Here is an 18,358-nt window from a genome sequence, read left to right on the forward strand (position 1 = left end):
CCGCCGCGCCGCCGTCCGGGACGCCCGGGACGATCGCCCGGCCACCCCGACGTCGGACGGGTCCGGGGGCGCCGGGCGGGCGCGCGGTTCCTCCGAGACGGGCTCGAACAGGGCGTTCGCGTCCAGGTACGAGGCGCTGGGCAGCCCCGGGTCGATCGCGAGCTGCCAGTCCGGATGCGGCCAGTGCCGGGACAGCTCCGACAGCGTCGCCTCCCGGTGGTGGACGGCCTGCCCCTGCAGTGACCGGTCCATCGCCTCGGGCGAGGTGAACGCCAGCACGAACGTCCCGTCGCCGAACTGCGCCGTGGCGAACCGGTGCTCGGCGGTCGGGTCGCCGGACGCGGGCAGGTACAGGGTGGCGCGCGCCAGCAGCCGCAGGTACGCCTGCTGGTCGCCGCGCTCGCGCGCCTCGGCGAGCGCGATCTCCAGGGCGGTTCCGGACGGACGCTCCGCGCGGGGCGCGTCCTGCGCGGCGGGACGGCTCTCGGACTCGGGCACGGCCAGCGGGATGCCCAGGCCGGGAAGGGCCAGCGGCCCGCCCTCAGGCCCCGTCTTGCTGGCCTGATAGACGAGCCCTAGCGGGGAGTCGATCCGGTAGACGTCGCGGAAGGCGCCGACCATCTGGCCCGCGAGCATCGCGGCGCACTCCAGCAGTTCGGCGGGTGCGCGGTTGCCGCGCTCGCGCCAGGTGTAGCGGTTCCACCAGTTCCGCCGGTCCTCGCCGTCGGGCGGCTCCCAGCCGAGGGTGGTGAGGCGGCGCTCCTGGCGGGGCGCGAGCGGGCGGGGCAGGAACGCGCTGCCGACCGCCTCGGCGTCCAGCCCGCCTTCGATCCGCATGGCCTGCACGTACGGCAGTCCGCTGGGCCCCTGCACGATGAGGAACGACCTGACGGGGAGCCGTGACAGCTCGAGGGTCAGCCGTTTGTCGAAGTCGTTCCAGTCCACTCGGGGTCCACTCTCGCGTCCGGGGGTGGGATTGCCTTACCCGACGGTAGCCGAACGCTCCCTCACTCGGCCCGGGGAGCCGGGACGGCGTCGGTCCGCGCCGGGCTCCAGACGCCGCCGATGGCGTCGTAGACCGCGACGGGGGTCTCGTCGTCGTCTCCGGTGGAGCGCCACAGTCGGGTGCCGTGGGGCGGCTGCATCGGAATACCTGCGGGCGGTTGCGCCACGGTGTGTTGCGCGATGGGCTGCTGCCCGGCCGCCCGGACGTCGGGCAGTTGCGTGTCGGGCTGTACCTGAGGCCGCACGTCGGGCTGCCGCGCCTCAGGCAACTGCGTCTCGGGCTGTGCCTGAGGCCGCACGTCGGGCTGCGGTGTTCCGACCTGCTGCGTCCCAGGGGGCGCCGCCGGAGGCTGCGGTGCCTCGGGCTGCACTACTTCGGGCTGAGGTGCCTCGGGCTGCACTGCTTCGGGCTGCACTGCTTCGGGCTGCGCTGCTCCAGGTTGCGGTGCGCTGGGCTGGTGCGCGTCGGGTTGCGGCGCGCCGGGCTGGTGCGTTTCGGCGGGCTGGTGCGTCTCGACGGGTTCGGCTTCGGCGGGCGTCCCGTCCGTAGGGGCGCCCAGGGGAGCGGCCACGGACGGCCCGGGTGCGGGCTCCGGGGTCTCCGGCTTGGCCCTGCCCAGGTCCGGTGTACCGGCCTCCAGGGCCGCCCTCAGCTCCTCCGCCGTGTAAGGGTCTATCGCGGTACCGGAGTCGTCGTGGAAGTCGTCGGTTCTGGCCAGTCCGTTGACGCCGTGGATCCCGTTGAGGGAGGGCAGCCCGTTCTGCGCGGGCGAGCCGTTGGCGGCGGACGAACCGTTGACGCCCTGGGGTGGCCCAGGGACGCCGGGGAACCCGGGCACGCCCGAACCGTTGACCGCGGGTGAAGGGCCGCCCGCGACGGCGCCGGGCCCGGCCAGCGCGCCCGGATCGACCGTCCCGTACGGGTTGGGGGCCTCCGGCGCGGCCGAGGACGTCTCCCGCTGGGCGGCCTCCAGGCGGCCGAGCGCGGACGCGTCCAGCAGGACCTCGCTCGGCAGGCCGGGGTTGACGGCGAGCTGCCAGGACGGGTCCGGCCAGCCGGCCGCCAGGAGCGCGAACGACGTGCGCCGGTAGAGCGGATGCTGGTCGCCGGTACGGGCGAGCGCGCCGGGGGACGTGTACAGCGTGACGTAGGTGCCGGTGCCGATCGTGATGGTCGGCAGTTCGGCGCGGTCGGGGTTCTCCACCGCGTGCGCCGTGGCGGGGAGCACCAGATCGGCGCCCGCCAGCAGGCTGAAGTAGGTGGCGTGGTCGCCGCGCTCCTTGGCCTCGGCCAGGCGCGGTTCGAGGAGGTCGGCGTCGGTGCCGGGGACCCCGGGCGGAGGCAGCGGCATGGGCGGGCCGGCGGGCGGCGGGCCGGGCGCCGGGCGCGTGCTCTCCGGCAAGGGCTCAGGCGGCGGGATGGCGGCCGACGAGCGGCGCTTGCTGACGCGCGACGGGTCGGCGGTCTCGATGCCGAAGTCGAGGAGCTCGATGAGGCCGTTGCCGTGCCGGTGGAACGACTCGTACACCAGGTCGGAGGGGCGCCGGACGCCCTGGACGTCGCGCAGCGCGGTGACCATCACGTCGGCCAGCCGCGAGTAGTCGCCGCCGGCGACCGACCGCATCCCGCCGGGGGTGCCGGCCTCGGGCAGCTCGGTCCACCAGTTGCGGGGCGCGGGGTCGGCGGGCGGGCGCCAGCCCGCGTCGCTCATGACCTCCTCGTCGGCCGGCGTGAGCAGCAGCGGCCCGTCGAGGAAGTTGTTGCTGACCGCCTCGGCGTAGAGCCGGTCGGGCTCGCGCATCGCCTGGACGTAGTGCCGGCTCTCGTCGCGTTCGCGCACGATGAGGATGGTGTCCCGGTCGAGACCCGCCAGTTCACGGCCCAGCCGGCGGGCGAACTCGGACCACTCCAACAAGATCACTCCCTACGACCGGGGGCGGCCCCGGGCCCCCGCGAGACCATGCCCGGGATCCGATGATTGTCGCCGGGGACGCCGCGCGCAAACCAGGAGTTCACTCGGGCGGAGGTTCGTGACGCAGCACACGCAGCGCCTCCCGGAGGGCGTCCGCGTCGTCGCCGCAGCGATCGAGGACGCCGATGAGTCTGTGCAGGATCTCGTGGCGTTCGTAGCCGATGTCGAGCAGTGCCTGCGCGGTCTCCCACAGCTGCGGCGGGTCGCCCCGCCACAGCCGGTCGGTGAGCCTCTCGTGCGCGTCGAGGTGCTCCTCGTCCGCGCCCGGGTGCTCGAACTCCAGGATCACGCGCCGGTCGTCGGGGTCGGAGGGGTCGAGCGTCGACAGGTCGATCGAGCCGTGCCGCCCGGAGCGCCGGTGGGTGCCGGACAGGAACGGCAGCGCGAACGCCCGCCGGGGGAGCGCCTCCAGCTCCCCGTCCGGGAGGAGGCGGGCGACGAGGTCCCGGTCGAGGCCGAAGGCGGACGGGTCGCGGTACGCCTCGGCGAACTTCGCCGTGGCGTCCCACACCGCGTCCAGCGTCGCTCTGACGCCCTCCTCGGGGAGGCCCGTGCGCTTGCCGGCCCATCGCACCCAGGCGGCCAGCACGTGCGGTACGGCCTCCTGCTCGGCGGGGGACAGGAGCACCTTGCGCGGCAGCCAGTCGAGCAGGAACATCTCGCATTTGATCGGGCTGACCCGCAGCGGCCGCCCGAAATCGTGCGTGCAGCCGTAGGCGATGATGCGGTCCACGCAGCGGCTGGCGGCCGACAGGTCCGACAGCCCTTCCGCCTCGTCCGACGCGAGGAACCGCGCGGCGATCGTGGCGCGGCGGTCGCGCCCGTACACCGGAGGCTGCGGCAGGCGCCCTCCCGGCGGGAGGATCCCTATGCGCGCGCGCACGAAGGCGTGGTATGAGCCGAAGTTGTCGTTCACCGGCGGGTCGGCCGTGTCGTTGGTGAGGGCGAGGGCGCTCTGCAACAGCGCCTTGGTGTCGCGCGGGTCGAGTTGCTCGAACCGCATCAGGGCGTTGTCGCGGCCCTCGCGGCGGCAGTGGTCGAGGAGCTTGTCGACCTGGGACGACACCCACGCGTCCCGGACCATCCCGGAGGCCGGGGGGCGCGCGGCGCGCAACGCGGGCGGCGCCGCCGAGGGGAACGGGGCGTCGGCGTACTGGACGGCCCCGGCCTTGTTCCGGTCCACCAGGACGACCAGGGCGTGCCGCTCGGCTCCCCCGTAGGTGTAGGTGCAGACGATGGAGTCCTGGTCGCCGTACACGTCGCGCGACACGAAGCACTCGTCCGGCGTGACCATGCCGACGCGGTCGGCCCATCCGGGGCGGGCGACGCCCCGCTCCATCAGCTCCAGCGCGGCGCGCTCGGCCTTGGCGGCCTGCCGCGGAGTGCCCAGGTAGGCCATCCCGGTGAGCAGCGCCAGCGCCGCCGGGGTCGCGGCGCGCGCCGCGTGGTCCACGAGCGCCTCGCCGATGACCACCTCGACGTCTCCGGCGGACACCCGGTGCCCCCACCACGACCCGAGGATCTCGCTGACGATCAGCTCCGCGTCCAGCGGGCTGCGCACGGCCAGCAGTTCGCGGGCGTGCCGCAGCATCCCGTCGAAGATCTCGGAGACCTCGCCGGGCGGTGCCGTGCCGTCCCGCGCCGGATCTCCGGACGGGGAGCGGCGGCTGCGAGGACTCACGGGCCCAGTTTCTCAGATCCCGCGGTGTCGCGTGTGCGTAAGGCGCGGGACCGGCGGGCGGGGGCGCGGGGGCGGCGGGGGTTCGGGCGCGGGACGGGCGCGTGGCTCAGCCGTCGACCCCGGTGCCCTGGGTCCGCCCTGAGGGCGGCTCGGATTTCAGCATGCCGACGAGGTGTTCGCGCGCCATGCGCTCCACGCGCGCGGGCGTCGGTTCGAGCCCCAGGTGGGCCATGCACGCCTGGACGTCGGCGACGCACTGGTGCACCGCGTCCGAGGAGAAGTGCGAGAACTCGCCGGTGAGCCGCCGCGTGAGCGCGTCGCGGGTCTCGCTCCGGTGATCGGCCAGTGCAGGCATCTGCGTACACCTCCGCGCACAGGGTTCCGGCGGGCGGGGACGCCGCCGGCCGAGACGAAGCGCGCGGGCTCCCGTTTCGGGGCGTCCGCCCGAACCTCGCCTCGATGTCTCATTCCAGCGCGTTCACCGGGAGAGTCAAGACATACCGGGCCGTCGTTTCGTAAATTCCGGATGACCTTCTCCGCACGCGCCGGCGGCCGCCTCCCCGGACCCTCCGCCGGATGGGCCGTCCGGCGTCCGGGCGGCGATCCGTTGGACGGCGTCCACCCAGCCCGGATGGTGCCGCGCGGCCCAGCCGCGGTCGACCCGGCCGGTGAGCATCCCGCCGAGCGCCCCCGGGTCGCGGAGCGCCTCCCAGAGGTGCCCGACCACGACGATGAGGATGATGACGAAGAGCCAGTCGTGCACGAACGTGGCGCCGGTGCGCCAGCGGTCCGGCCACGGCCCGGGGAACGTCAGCACCTCGCCGGTGCCGAGCATGACGAGGATCGCGCCCGCCGTGAACGCCGCGTTCAGCTTCTGCCCGGCGTTGAACTTGCCCACGGGCAGGATGCCCCTGCCCCGCCGTACGGCTCTGCGGTCGCCGCGCTTGAGCCACTCCCAGTCATGCGGGGCGAACCTGTTGAGGTGCTGTAGGTCGGCCCTGAAGGCCCTGGAGGCGAGCCCTAGGACGATGGGGACCGGCAGCGCGAAACCGCACCACACGTGGACGGTCTTGACCAGCTCGCGGTGCCCCACCAGCGTGGACAGCACGGGCAGGTACAGCATCCCCGCCGTGGCCAGGCACACCAGCATCAGCAGCGCGGTCACATGGTGGATCGACCGTTCGGCCCGCGTGAACCGGAGCAGCCTGGCGGACCCCGCCGGTTCGGGCCGGACCGCGTCATGTGGGTGCATCGTCACGTCCGTTCGACCGGCCGACCCAGGCGTCCACGTCGTAGCCGAGGTCCTCCCAGTAGCCCTGCTTGACCTTGTCGGTGAGCTCGATGCCGCCGAGCCACTTCAGGGACTTGTAGCCGTACATGGGGGCGACATAGAGCCGGGTGGGTCCGCCGTGGTCGTGGGAGACCGGCTTCCCGTCCATCTGGGTCGCGACCATGACGTCACGGCGCCGCGCCTGGTCCAGCGTCAGCGACTCGGTGTAGACGCCGTCGAACGACGTGAATCTGACGGCCCTTGCCTGCGGGGACACCCCCACCGCGTCCAGGATGTCGGGGAGGGCGACGCCCGTCCAGCGGACGTTCGGCACCCGCCACCCGGTCACGCACTGGAAATCCTTGTCGAGCATGGTCTGCGGCAGGCGCGCCAGGTCGGCCATGGTGAACGCCTGGGGCTTGTCCACCAGCCCGCCCACGGTCACCCGGTGGGTGGCGATGCTGTGCCGCTTCACGCTTCCGGTGACGGAGTAATAGCGGAAGCCTCCGGCGGCCGGAAGAACGTCCTGGATGCCGCCTACGGGCGCCAGGGCGCGGTTCACCTTCTGTTGTAGGGATGCACCTACGGCGACTCCAGCGGCGCCAAGGCCGAGCATCCCGAGCACGACCCGCCGTCCTACGGGGGTGCCCTCTGCCGGATCCTCGTTCACGCCTCCATTCGAGCACCGTGACCTGCGGGCCGCCAGGCTTCCGCCGGTGCTCGTAAGACTTCCGACAGATTCGCCGCGGCATGCCGTGATCGTCGCCGCGCCGCGATCGCCGCCCGTGACGGACCGTGATCCGCGGCGGGTTCCCGCGCCCGGCCGACCCGCCCTTGGAGGCGGTCCTAAGCTGGCCCCATGGCCACGAAGGTTCACCTAGCGCAGCGCCCCGAGGCGGACGAACTGCTGGGCCGCAGCCCGCTCGCCGCATTGGTCGGGATGCTGCTCGACCAGCAGATCCCGATGGAATGGGCGTTCTCGGGCCCTTACACGATCGCCCAGCGGCTCGGAACGGACGATCTCGACGCGCACGAGATCGCCGCCTGCGATCCGGAGCGGTTCGCCGCGCTGTTGTCGGAGAAGCCGGCCGTGCACCGCTATCCCGGCTCGATGGCCAAGAGGGTGCAGCAGTTGTGTCAGTACCTCGTGGAGAACTACGACGGGGACGCCGAGAACGTGTGGAAGGACGCGGGCAGCGGCAAGGAGCTGTTCAAGCGCCTGAACGGGCTGCCAGGCTTCGGCAAGCAGAAGGCGCAGATCTTCCTGGCGCTGCTGGGCAAGCAGTACGGCGTCCGGCCGGAGGGCTGGCGGGAGGCGGCCGGCGCGTACGGCGAGGAGGGCTCGCACCGGTCGGTCGCCGACATCACCGGCCCGGAGTCGCTGGCGAAGGTCCGCGCCTTCAAGCAGGAGATGAAGGCGGCCGCCAAGGCCGGAAAGTAGGGCCTCGGGGTAAGAAGGCACCGATCTCTAAAATAGTCTTTACCGTGCTTTAGTAGTCCAAATCGGACGGAAGCTGTGCGGGGCGGTCCCGGGCCGGAACTCGCCGAACCGGCGCGGTTGGCCGCCCATGAAGCTCCGGGCGCCGTAACATCGCCTACTCGGCCCTCACCATGGGCCGCCACCGGCGGCCGATGGAGAAGGCGTCCGAATCCCGCGTCATCGCACGGAAGCGCAGACAACGTTGTCCATCAGGGCTTCCGTACGCGGCGAACCATCGGGATGATGAATACCTGACTCCGACGGTGTTGTGATGGAGGCGGGAGCGCTAGCCTGCTCCCATTCACTCATAGTGATGAAAACTTGCCGCGCGGTACGGGACCCTCTGGGGCGGAGGTGTTGTCCATGAGCACCGAGACGTCCGTTCCCCAACCCCGCGTCTCAGGGGTGGAGGGGCAGCCCATGGATGCGTCCGACTCCGCGCTGTACGCGACCCTTCTGAAGGAAGCCCCTGGCGGGCTGGCGTTCTTCGACGGTGACCTGTGCTGCCGGAGGGCCAACGACGCGCTCGCGGACCTGCTCCGCGTGCCCGTCCGCGACCTGCAGCAGCGGCGTCCCGCGGAGGTGCTGCCCGAGGCACTGGCGAGCGCGTTCGAGTCGGCGCTGCGCACGGTGCTCGCCGAGGACCGCCCGCTGAGCGACCTCGACCTCGTCGTCCCTGCCGCGCCGTCCGGACGGGCCGACGACTCCGGGACGGTCGCCACGGCGACCGAGGAGCGCATCCTGGCCTGCACGTGGCTGCCCGCCCGCGGACCCGGCGGCGAGCGCCTCGGCGCCGTCCTGACCGCCCTGGACGTGACCGAGCGGCGCCGCGCCGAGGAGGTCATCCGGCGCAAGGAGCAGCGCTACCGCTCGCTCGTGGAGGCCAGCGCCCAGGTCGTGTGGGTGGCCGCGCCCGACGGCGCCGTGATCGACGACGCGCCGGAATGGCGCGCGATCACCGGCCAGGCGCCCGACGACTACGCCGCCGGCGGCTGGATGGCCGTGGTGCACCCGGAGGACCGCCCGCGCATCGAGGCGGCGTGGCGCGAGTGCGTCGCGGAGAACCAGGTCTTCGAGACCAACTACCGGATCCGCACCAAGAGCGGCACGTACCGGCACTTCGACGTGCGGGCCGTGCCGATCCGGCAGGGCGACGCGGTCATCGAGTGGGTCGGCGCCAACACCGACGTCACCGGCCAGCGCGAGGCCGAGGAGATGCGCGGCCGGCTGACCGAGCAGCTGTCGGCCGCGGCGCTGCGCACCGCGCGGCTCCAGCAGGCCACCTCCATGCTCGCCGAGGCCCTGACCGTCTCCCAGGTCGTCCAGGTCATCACCGAGGTCGGACGGTCCGCCATCGGCGCCGACTACTCGGCCGTGGCGCTGCTGGACGACGACAAGCTGCGGCTGAGCATCGTCGCCCCGTCCCAGCCCGGCGCCGAGGCCGAGGGGCGGCCGCCCGCCCGTGACGACATCAAGGTCGCCGACCAGACCGTCATGTCGGTGGCGGTGCGCGAGAGCCGGCCGTTCCTGGCCGAGCATCCCGACAGCCTCCGCCTCCAGCTCGGCCGCGACGAGAAGGAGCTGTTCGCCCAGCACCCCGAGGAGCGCGCCTGGGTCGGACTGCCGCTGCTGGCGGCGGGCGCCCCGATCGGCGCGCTGCGCTTCTCCTTCACCCGCCCCAGGGAGATCACCGAGGAGGAGCGGGTCTTCCTGGAGGCCCTCGCCGGGCAGTGCGCCCTGGCGGTGGAGCGCGCGCTGCTGTTCGAGCGCGAGCACCGGACCGCCGAGGAGCTCCAGCGCAGCCTGCTGCCCAGCGACCTTCCCCAGCTCCCCGGCATGGTGCTGGCGGCCCGGTACAACCCGGCCACCCGCCATGTCCAGGTCGGCGGCGACTGGTACGACGTGTTCCGCCTCCCCGACGACCGGCTCGCGGTCGCGGTGGGCGACGTCATGGGCAAGGGCGTGCTCGCCGCGGCCGGAATGGGACGCGTCCGCAACGCGCTGCGCGCGCTCGCGCTGAACGACCCGCGGCCCGCCGCGGTGCTCGCCGGCCTCGACCGGCTGTTCAGCGCCACCGAGGACGAGGAGCAGTTCACCACGGTCGCCTACGCGGTCATCGACCCGGAGACCGGACGCGGCGCCTTCAGCAACGCCGGGCACCCGCCACCCCTGCTGATCTCCCCGGACGCCCCCGCGCGCGTGAGCACGCGGGAGCCCGGCACGCCGCTCGGCTGGCCGAGCCAGCGGCAGCAGACAAGTTTTTCCATCGAGACCGGCAACACTGTGGTCTTCTATTCCGATGGACTTGTGGAGAACCGTAGGCGTGGGGTGGACGCCGGGCTGGAGGAACTCGTGGCCACGGCCGCGGACGCCCCACCTGAAGTGGTAGGAGATCCCGAAAGACTCGTCGACTTCCTGGTCGATCGGATGCTTGCCGGGTACGAGCAGGTAGACGATGTGACCGTGCTTGCGCTGCACGTCCCGCCCAAGTCCAGGTGAAACCGGGGTGAAGCCCGCCGGAGACGGAGAGAAGTCGGTCCCGTCCGTACGAAGGACCGTCCGGCGCCCTCTAAGGTGGAGTGTTACCGGGTAGGACATCAGGGTGGAATGCGCAGCAGTGCCAGAATGCTTGACCCAGTCAGAGCGGGTACGCTGCGGTCCCGCACCGGAGGTCCGCCGTGTGTGGTCCCACCCAGTGTGAGGCCGGGCCCGTCAGGGCACTTGGGTCAACCAAGCCACACGTTCGTTCGAGAGGTATTTGTGTCGCCTGCTAGCTCGACCTCGAAAGCGTCAGATCTGCACGATCACGTCATCGCGCAACTGATCGAGCGTGGACGGTCCCAGGGTTACCTCGAAGCCGACGACGTACGCCGTACGTTCGAGGAGGCCGACATCCCCGTGTCGAAGGCCTCCAGCATTCTGCGGAGCCTCAGCAAGGAGGGTGTGACCGTCGTGGTGAGCGCTGCCGATTCCGCGGCGCCCAAGCGTTCGCGCAAGCGCGCGGCGCCGCCGGCGCGTAGGCCCAGGACCGCTGCTGCCGCGAAGGAGCAGCCCGACACGGTGACCGCGGTCGTCGCCGACGACGCGGCGCCCGAGGAGCCCGCGCCGCGCCCGCAGGCCCCGCGGCCCGCGGCGCCCAAGCCGGCCCCGCCGAAGTCGGCCAAGGCCAAGCCGAAGAAGGCCGCGCCCGCCAAGAAGGCCGCCGCGGAGCCCGCCGCCAAGGCGGCCGCCCCGGCCAAGAAGGCCGCCGACGACCCCGAGCTCGAGGACGACGTCGATGTCGACCTCGACGAGGACCTGAACGACCTCGAGGTCGACCTCGAAGAGGACGCGCCCGAGGTCGAGGAGGCGCCGGAGAGCGACGAGGAGGAGGCCCCGGCCGTCTCCGCGGAGAAGGCTCCGGCCGGCAAGAAGCCCGGTGACACTCCCACCGAGGAGGAGGGCTTCACCCTCGGCGACGACGACGAGGACGCGCCCGCCCAGCAGATCGCCGCGGCCGGCGCCACCGCCGACCCGGTCAAGGACTACCTCAAGCAGATCGGCAAGGTCCCGCTGCTCAACGCCGAGCAGGAGGTCGAGCTCGCCAAGCGGATCGAGGCCGGCCTGTTCGCCGAGGAGCGGCTCGCCGCCGACGGCCCCGCGCTTTCGGAGGAGGACCTCGAGGACTTCGAGTGGATCGCCGAGGACGGCCGCCGCGCCAAGAACCACCTGCTGGAGGCCAACCTCCGGCTGGTGGTCTCGCTGGCCAAGCGCTACACCGGGCGCGGCATGCTGTTCCTGGACCTGATCCAGGAGGGCAACCTCGGCCTGATCCGCGCGGTCGAGAAGTTCGACTACACCAAGGGCTACAAGTTCTCCACGTACGCCACCTGGTGGATCCGGCAGGCGATCACCCGCGCGATGGCCGACCAGGCCCGCACCATCCGCATCCCGGTGCACATGGTCGAGGTCATCAACAAGCTGGCCCGCGTGCAGCGCCAGATGCTCCAGGACCTGGGCCGCGAGCCCACCCCGGAGGAGCTGGCCAAGGAGCTCGACATGACCCCGGAGAAGGTCGTCGAGGTGCAGAAGTACGGCCGCGAGCCGATCTCGCTGCACACCCCGCTCGGTGAGGACGGCGACAGCGAGTTCGGCGACCTGATCGAGGACTCCGAGGCGATCGTCCCGGCCGACGCGGTCAGCTTCACGCTGCTGCAGGAGCAGCTCCACTCGGTGCTCGACACGCTCAGCGAGCGCGAGGCGGGCGTGGTGTCGATGCGGTTCGGGCTGACCGACGGCCAGCCGAAGACGCTGGACGAGATCGGCAAGGTGTACGGGGTGACCCGGGAGCGCATCCGGCAGATCGAGTCCAAGACCATGTCGAAGCTGCGCCACCCGTCCCGCTCGCAGGTGCTGCGGGACTACCTCGACTGACACATTTTCCTTACTCGAAGGCCCCCGTCCAGCGGACGGGGGCCTTCGAGTACCTGCCGTGGCCGGCCCCTGCGCGGGGTCTCGTCAGGACGTGAGGATCACGTCGAGGTAGGTGCCGTTGAGCTCGACGGTGTATCCGAGGTCGGCGACGGTCTTCAGCAGCTCCTCGGGCGTGGCGGGGTCGGCGCCGGCGTCCAGCAGGTCGTGGGCGATCGCCCCGCGGGTCGCCTTCGCCATGTGGCTGACGACCGTCCGCTTGGGGACTCCGCCGGTGACCGTCTCGCGGAACACGCGGACCGCCACGGCCGGCCGGGGGGCCTTCCACGCCGCCGCGTACGGCCCGGAGCGCATGTCGACGATCAGCCCGGACGGCCGGAGCGCCTTCGTCATCGCCGGCTTCCAGAACGTCCCCAGACGGCCGAGGGGCGGGAGCGAGACCGACATGGACAACCGGTACGGCGGGACGCGGTCGGTGAGCCGCAGGGCGCCCCACAGGCCCGAGAAGACCACGACGCGCTCGGCGGCGGCCTCCGGGTCCAGGCTCGGCAGGTCGAGGTTGTCGTAGAGGACGCCGGTGTAGAGCCGTGCCGCGGGCAGGGCGGGCGCCTCCTTCAGCGCCTTGTTGCGCGCGAGGGCCTCGTCGACCTGGCCCGCCGGCAGGCCGAGCGTCTCGGGCGCGTCCCTGCGGCGGCACGCCCTGGTCAGGGCGGTGATGACCCGCTTGCGCGCCGCGGTGAGCTCCGGGAAGCTCAGCGAGGCCAGGTCGAGGGGCGGGCCGTCGCCCTCGATAGCCTTCTTCTCCGACGGCGGCAGCAGGATGTGCACGATCCCCCCGAAAGCGGTGCTCTTCGATGACTCGGTGCGCGGCGGTCCCCGGGCCGCGGGACCTGGACGGACTCGTGGCCGCGGCGTGGCCGGCGCGGTCCGTCCAGGATATTGGCGGGTGGCTGCTGCGCCACGCCGACGGTGTCACCAAGCGCGCCAACTCCGTCCTGCCCCTAGACGCTCCCCGGGACCTGGACGCCGCGCTCGCGCGCGCGGAGCTCTTCTATGGGGAGCGTGGGCTGCCGACGGTGTTCTCGCTGAGTGAGAAGGCGCGGCCGGAGGGGCTCGACGCGGTCCTGGAGGCGCGGGGCTACGAGGTGGTCGACCCCACGCTCGCCATGGCGGTCGATCTCGCGGGCCCGTACGAGCGGGACGGCGTGGAGATCGCGGACGAGCCGTCCCCCGGCTGGCTGGACGTGTGGTGGTCCGTGGACGGCCGGTACGACCACCAGCTGCCCGTCGCGACGGAGATCCTCACCGGCGTGCCGGCCGGATACGCGTCCCTGGACGGCGTCGCCGTCGGACGGGGCGTGCCGCAGGGGGAGTGGCTCGGGATCTACGCGATGGCGGTGGCGCCGGAGGCGCGCCGGCGCGGGCTGGGGCGGCGCGTCCTCCGCGCGCTGCTCGGCTGGGGCCGGGAGCAGGGGTGCGAGCGGGCGTACCTGGTGGTGGTCGAGCGGAACGCCGCGGCGCGCGCGATGTACGCGGCCGAGGGGTTCGCCGAATCCGGCGGATACCACTATCGCGTGAAGACGATCAGCGGCGGCTGAGAAAAACGGCGAACGCGTGGCGGCGCGTCACCCGGGCGCGTGAAAGTCCGACACGCAGAGTGATGAATTGATCACTCTGTGAATCCATTTCGCGATGCCCCGTGATGGGGGCCGATGGGGGTGGCGACTGAAATGCGAACGGCGGCCACCGTCTCCGGTGGCCGCCGCAGCGGGTGTGCTATTCGATCCCTACCGCTCATCATCCGTAGCGGTAGCCGGGGTTTCGGTCAGCCTGTCGGTCTCATCCTGTATGTCGGCCCCGTTGGCGCGCAGGGCCTCCGCGTACTTACGCCCGTGGTGGGCGCAGAACAGAAGGTCGCCGCCGCCTACAAGGACCGCACGGACGTAGGCCTGGGCGCCGCAGCGGTCGCACCGGTCGGCGACGGTCAGCGGCTTGGTCGGGGCAAGGGCTCCAGTCACGGCACCTTCCTCATGCTCGGGGTCGGTACTTAGGACAACATCTAACCCGACGTGGACGTTCCCAACCTGTTTCTTCGTACGCCCACAGCGGAATGGCTCGATTAGTGACCGAGGTCACACCGTCCCGCCATGGTGGAATGTCACGCGCTGTCCCAGCGGAAGAGGCGCATGGCGACGAGCCCGCCCACCACCGCGAATCCGAGCAGGATTCCCATCTGCGGCAGCGCGGACATCGGCCCCAGTCCGCGGCCCATCACGTTCAGCATCCCGGTGTTCAGGTACCGCAGCGGGAAGATGTACGCCAGCGTCCGCATCCACGTGGGCGAGGCGTCCAGCGGGAAGAACGAGCCGCCCAGGAACGCCATCGGCAGCACCACCAGCTGCGTCACGGCCTGCGCCGTCTCCTGCGTCTTCGCCCAGGCGCCGATCACCATCCCGATCGCCAGGAAGGCCAGCACCCCCGACATCACCATCGGGACGGCCATCCACCAGTAGTGGCCGAGCTTCAGGCCGAAGAACGGCAGCTGCGCGACCGCCACGAACAGGGCGAACTGCACCAGCGCCACGGCCAGGCTCACGGCTACGCGCGCGGCGAACACCGTGGGGATCGGCGCCGGGGACAGCTGGAGGCGGCGCAGGATGCCCTTCGTGCGCCACGTCACGAGCGTCTGGGAGGCCCCGAACACGCCCGCCGACGCCAGCGCCCAGCCCAGCAGGCTCGGGGTGAAGAACTGGATCGCCTTCAGCGAATCGTCCTCCACCTGCTGCGAGGCCACCTGGTAGGCGGGCGGCTTGCCGGTCGCCGCCTGGTTCGCGCCCTGGACGATCGAGTTCATCAGGCCCTGCACGGTCCCGGACTTCACCTGGTCGGCCGCCGAGTAGTGCACGACCAGCCGGTTCCCCTGCTGCTCCACCGCCGCGTCGGCGTCGCCCTTGGTGACCTTGTGCAGCGCGTCGTGCCGGTCGGAGGTCCTGGTCAGCTTCATGGTCTTGCCGAGCTCGGCCGACTTGTCCGCCATCGCCTGGTCCAGGATCGGCACCCGGCCGATCTCCTGCACCTTGACCTTGGAGGTGCTCTGGTGGCCGAACACGCCACCGAAGATCACCAGGAACATCAGCGGGAACAGCACGGTGAAGAACAGCGCGCCGCGGTCCCGCCGGAAGCCCAGGAACATCGCCCGGGACAGGCTCTTGAAACTCTCGAGTGTGCTCACGCCCTGTACTCCCGTCCGGTGAGCTCCAGAAAGACGTCCTCGAGGGTCGCGCCGCGGATCTGCACCCCGTCCAGCGCGTCCTTCGCGGCCATGGCCGCCACCACCGCCGAGGGGTCCCGGGTGGAGATGATCAGCGAGACGCCGTCGTCTTCGACGTCGTCGGCGCCCGGCAGCGCGCGGGCGTCCGCCGCGTCCAGCAGGCCGCTGGCGATGCTGATCCGGGCCGGCGCGTCGAGGCCGCGCACCAGCACCGCGGGCGGACCGAGCTTCAGGATCCGGCCCGCGTCCATGATCGCGACGCGGTCGCAGAGCGCCTCCGCCTCGTCCATGTAGTGGGTGGTGAGGACGATGGTGCGGCCCTCGGTGTTGATGGCGCTCAGCACGTCCCAGAGGTTGCGCCGGGCCTGCGGGTCCAGCGCGGCGGTCGGCTCGTCCAGGAAGACCAGCTCCGGGTCGTGCACCAGCGCGCAGGCGATCGACAGCCGCTGCGCCTGCCCGCCCGACAGCTTCTCCACCCGCACGTCCGCCTTGTCGGCGAGGCCCACGGTCTCCAGCATCGCGTCGGCCTTCTTCGCCGGGACGCCGTAGAGCGACCCGAACGTCTGGAGCTGCTCGCGCGCGGTGAGCCGCTCGAAGAACGACGACGCCTGCAGCTGCACGCCGATCCGGGGCAGCAGCCGGGGGTTGCGCGGCCACGGCGGGAGCCCGAGGACGGAGACCGCGCCCTCGTCGGCCTCGCGGAGCCCCTCGACGATCTCCAGGGTCGTCGTCTTGCCGGCCCCGTTGGGCCCGAGGATCCCGAAGAACTCGCCCTCGGCGACGGAGAACGTCACCCCGTCGACCGCGTTGACGTCCCCGTAGCGCTTGCGGAGCCCGCTGACCTCGATCGTTTCTGCCATGACCAGGACATTAGGGAAATCACGCGACCCCGTGCACCCACCTAGAGGTGGACGTTGCGGTACTCCACCCTGGGTTGGGCGGGAAACGCCCGGACGGGCGCGGCGGCGCCCGCGGGTTCGGTGCCGCAGAGGTGCCCGGACGCCCGCGGCGGCGAGCCTTTCGAACGTTTGTCGGTGCTCGGGGGTACCCTCGTGCCGAATGTCCTACCCCCGAGGAGCACACGCAGTTGACCGCCGCGACCGCCGAAGCGATGACCGATGACCCGCACGGCTACTCCGCCCGGCACCTCTCGGTGCTGGAGGGGCTGGAGGCCGTGCGGAAGCGACCCGGAATGTACATCGGGTCGACCGACAGCCGTGGCCTGGCGCACTGCCTGTGGGAGATCGTCGACAACAGTGTCGACGAGGCCCTGGCCGGGTACTGCACGCACATCAGCGTGACGCTGCACGCCGACGGGTCGTTCGAGGTGGGCGACAACGGCCGCGGCATCCCGGTCGACCTGGAGCCGAAGACGGGCCTGCCCGGCGTGGAGCTGGTGATGACCCGGCTGCACGCGGGCGGCAAGTTCGGCGGGGTGTCCTACACCGCCTCCGGCGGCCTGCACGGCGTCGGCGCCTCCGTGGTGAACGCGCTGTCGGCCCGGATGGACGTCGAGGTCGACCGCGAGGGCCACACCCACGCGATCAGCTTCCGGCGCGGGCTGCCGGGCGAGTTCGCCGACGAGGGCCGCCCGAACGCGCGGTTCAAGAAGAAGTCGGGCCTGCGGCAGATCCGCAAGGTCGCCAGGAAGGTCACGGGCTGCCGCGTCCGGTTCTGGCCCGACATGCAGATCTTCCTCGCGGACGCGACGGTCGAGCAGTCCCTCGTCCTGGACCGGATGCGCCAGACCGCCTTCCTCATCCCGGGCCTCACCATCGACGTCCGCGACGAGCGCGGCGAGGAGGTCGTCGAGGAGACGTTCCGCTTCGACGGCGGCATCAGCGAGTACTGCACCTACCTGGCCAAGGACGCGGCCCTCATCGAGGTGCTGCGGCTGCAGGGCCGCGGGCACTTCACCGAGACCGTCCCGGTGCTGGACGAGCAGGGCCACCTGACCCCCACGGACGTCGAGCGCGACCTGGAGGTCGACGTCGCGCTGCGCTGGGGCACCGGCTACGACACGACCACCCGGTCCTTCGTGAACGTGATCGCCACCCCGAAGGGCGGCACCCACGTGCGCGGGTTCGACCGGGCGGTGCTCAAGGTCGTCAACGAGCAGCTGCGCGCGACGAAGCTGCTGAAGAACGGCGACGAGGACGTCATCAAGGAGGACGTCCTGGAGGGCCTGACCGCCGTGGTGACGGTCCGGCTGCCCGAGCCGCAGTTCGAGGGGCAGACCAAGGAGATCCTCGGCACCTCGGCGGCCACCCGGATCGTCTCGCAGGTGGTCACCCGGGAGCTGAAGGCGATCTTCGAGAACCCGCCGCGCGGCCAGAAGCAGCCGCTGCGCGCCGTGCTGGAGAAGGTCGCGGGGGCGGCCAAGACCCGGATCGCGGCCCGCACGCAGCGCGACAACCAGCGCCGCAAGAACGCGCTGGAGAACTCGGCGCTGCCGGCGAAGCTGGTCGACTGCCGCAACGCCGACGACCGCAGCGAGCTGTTCATCGTCGAGGGCGACTCGGCGCTCGGCACCGCGAAGCTGGCCCGCAACTCCGAGTTCCAGGCGCTGCTGCCGATCCGGGGCAAGATCCTCAACGTGCAGAAGGCGTCCGTCGCGGACATGCTGAAGAACGCCGAGTGCGCGGCGATCATCCAGGTGATCGGGGCCGGGTCGGGCCGCACGTTCGACATCGACGCCGCCCGCTACGGGCGGATCATCCTGATGGCGGACGCCGACGTCGACGGCTCGCACATCCGCACCCTGCTGCTGACGCTGCTGTTCCGCTACATGCGGCCGATGCTGGAGGCGGGGCGGGTGTTCACGGCGGTCCCGCCGCTGCACCGGATCGAGCTGGTCAAGCCCAAGAAGGGCCAGGACAAGTACGTCTACTGCTACAGCGACGGCGAGCTGACCCGCAAGCTGGTGGAGTTCGAGCGCAAGGGGCAGCGCTGGAAGGAGCCCGTCCAGCGCTACAAGGGCCTCGGCGAGATGGACGCCGACCAGCTGGCCGAGACGACGATGGACCCGCGCCACCGGATCCTGCGCCGGATCCGGGTGGAGGACGCCGACGCGGCGGCGAAGATCTTCGATCTGCTGATGGGCAGCGACGTGGCGCCGCGCCGGGAGTTCATCACGGCCGGCGCGTCCGAGCTGGACACCGAGCGCATCGACATGTAGCCGGGCCACCGGGGGTGGTGCGGGTGCCACCCCCGGCCTGGTCACGCGGTGCCGCGCCGCTGCGGGGCCGGGGCCGTCAGGTCGTGCACG

The 18,358-nt window shown here is 71.8% G+C and carries 15 protein-coding genes; 5 read left to right on the top strand and 10 right to left on the bottom strand.

The genetic code is table 11. From position 1 onward, the window contains the following. The 6 genes from ABZ914_RS02220 to ABZ914_RS02245 all read right to left on the bottom strand — a co-directional run. Positions 1-945 (bottom strand): SseB family protein (locus tag ABZ914_RS02220; RefSeq protein WP_500191077.1); only part of this gene is annotated, 945 nt, incomplete at its 3' end. A gap of 62 nt (positions 946-1,007) precedes the next feature. Then, a complete protein-coding gene (locus ABZ914_RS02225) occupies positions 1,008-2,921 on the bottom strand; it encodes a TY-Chap domain-containing protein (protein WP_500191078.1) in 1,914 nt (637 codons plus the stop codon). A 97-nt stretch (positions 2,922-3,018) separates the two neighbouring features. Next, complete coding sequence (locus tag ABZ914_RS02230) at positions 3,019-4,569, bottom strand: hypothetical protein (RefSeq protein WP_190858169.1); 1,551 nt, start codon at positions 4,567-4,569, stop codon at positions 3,019-3,021. A gap of 196 nt (positions 4,570-4,765) precedes the next feature. Next, positions 4,766-5,014: a hypothetical protein gene (locus ABZ914_RS02235; protein ID WP_387029689.1), complete on the bottom strand. Its 249-nt coding sequence runs from the start codon at positions 5,012-5,014 to the stop codon at positions 4,766-4,768. Positions 5,015-5,149: 135 nt separating this feature from the next. After that, positions 5,150-5,911 carry a cytochrome b/b6 domain-containing protein gene (locus ABZ914_RS02240; protein ID WP_500191080.1) on the bottom strand — a complete coding sequence of 254 codons (762 nt, stop codon included), beginning with the start codon at positions 5,909-5,911 and terminating at the stop codon, positions 5,150-5,152. Next, complete coding sequence (locus tag ABZ914_RS02245; protein WP_500191081.1) at positions 5,898-6,599, bottom strand: molybdopterin-dependent oxidoreductase; 702 nt, start codon at positions 6,597-6,599, stop codon at positions 5,898-5,900. The genes ABZ914_RS02240 and ABZ914_RS02245 overlap by 14 nt, the downstream gene beginning before the upstream one ends. Positions 6,600-6,788: 189 nt before the next feature. On the opposite strand from ABZ914_RS02245, the gene ABZ914_RS02250 reads away from it, so the two are divergent. The 3 genes from ABZ914_RS02250 (at position 6,789) to ABZ914_RS02260 (ending at position 11,822) form a co-directional block, all read left to right on the top strand. Beyond that, on the top strand, positions 6,789-7,370 hold the full coding sequence (locus ABZ914_RS02250; RefSeq protein WP_500191082.1) for an HhH-GPD-type base excision DNA repair protein: 582 nt from the start codon (positions 6,789-6,791) through the stop codon (positions 7,368-7,370). 402 nt (positions 7,371-7,772) lie between these two features. Further along, entirely contained in the window at positions 7,773-9,908 is a 2,136-nt protein-coding gene (locus tag ABZ914_RS02255; protein ID WP_190858004.1) for a SpoIIE family protein phosphatase, read from the top strand. Between the two features lie 261 nt (positions 9,909-10,169). Further along, positions 10,170-11,822 (top strand): RNA polymerase sigma factor, encoded by a 1,653-nt coding sequence (locus tag ABZ914_RS02260; RefSeq protein ID WP_500191083.1) that lies wholly within the window; start codon positions 10,170-10,172, stop codon positions 11,820-11,822. Positions 11,823-11,906: 84 nt separating this feature from the next. On the opposite strand, the gene ABZ914_RS02265 is transcribed toward ABZ914_RS02260, so the two are convergent. Further along, complete coding sequence (locus ABZ914_RS02265) at positions 11,907-12,647, bottom strand: YaaA family protein (protein ID WP_500191084.1); 741 nt, start codon at positions 12,645-12,647, stop codon at positions 11,907-11,909. 26 nt (positions 12,648-12,673) lie between these two features. On the opposite strand from ABZ914_RS02265, the gene ABZ914_RS02270 reads away from it, so the two are divergent. Beyond that, entirely contained in the window at positions 12,674-13,417 is a 744-nt protein-coding gene (locus tag ABZ914_RS02270; RefSeq protein ID WP_500191086.1) for a GNAT family N-acetyltransferase, read from the top strand. Positions 13,418-13,606: 189 nt separating this feature from the next. Here ABZ914_RS02270 and ABZ914_RS02275 read toward each other — a convergent pair whose 3' ends face one another. From ABZ914_RS02275 to ABZ914_RS02285, 3 genes are all read right to left on the bottom strand, one after another. Continuing rightward, the gene (locus tag ABZ914_RS02275; protein WP_500191087.1) at positions 13,607-13,837 is read right to left on the bottom strand and encodes a DUF7455 domain-containing protein; all 231 of its coding nucleotides are present in this window, start codon (positions 13,835-13,837) and stop codon (positions 13,607-13,609) included. Positions 13,838-13,977: 140 nt separating this feature from the next. Further along, on the bottom strand, positions 13,978-15,051 hold the full coding sequence (locus ABZ914_RS02280) for an ABC transporter permease (protein WP_500191088.1): 1,074 nt from the start codon (positions 15,049-15,051) through the stop codon (positions 13,978-13,980). After that, on the bottom strand, positions 15,048-15,950 hold the full coding sequence (locus ABZ914_RS02285) for an ABC transporter ATP-binding protein (protein WP_500191089.1): 903 nt from the start codon (positions 15,948-15,950) through the stop codon (positions 15,048-15,050). Before ABZ914_RS02285 ends, ABZ914_RS02280 begins: the two co-directional genes overlap by 4 nt. A gap of 227 nt (positions 15,951-16,177) precedes the next feature. Between ABZ914_RS02285 and ABZ914_RS02290 the strand changes: the two genes are divergently transcribed. Then, positions 16,178-18,268 carry a DNA gyrase/topoisomerase IV subunit B gene (locus ABZ914_RS02290; RefSeq protein ID WP_500191091.1) on the top strand — a complete coding sequence of 697 codons (2,091 nt, stop codon included), beginning with the start codon at positions 16,178-16,180 and terminating at the stop codon, positions 18,266-18,268. Positions 18,269-18,358 lie beyond the last annotated feature (90 nt).

This window comes from Spirillospora sp. NPDC046719 (assembly GCF_040645715.1).
Classification (GTDB): Bacteria; Actinomycetota; Actinomycetes; order Streptosporangiales; family Streptosporangiaceae; genus Spirillospora.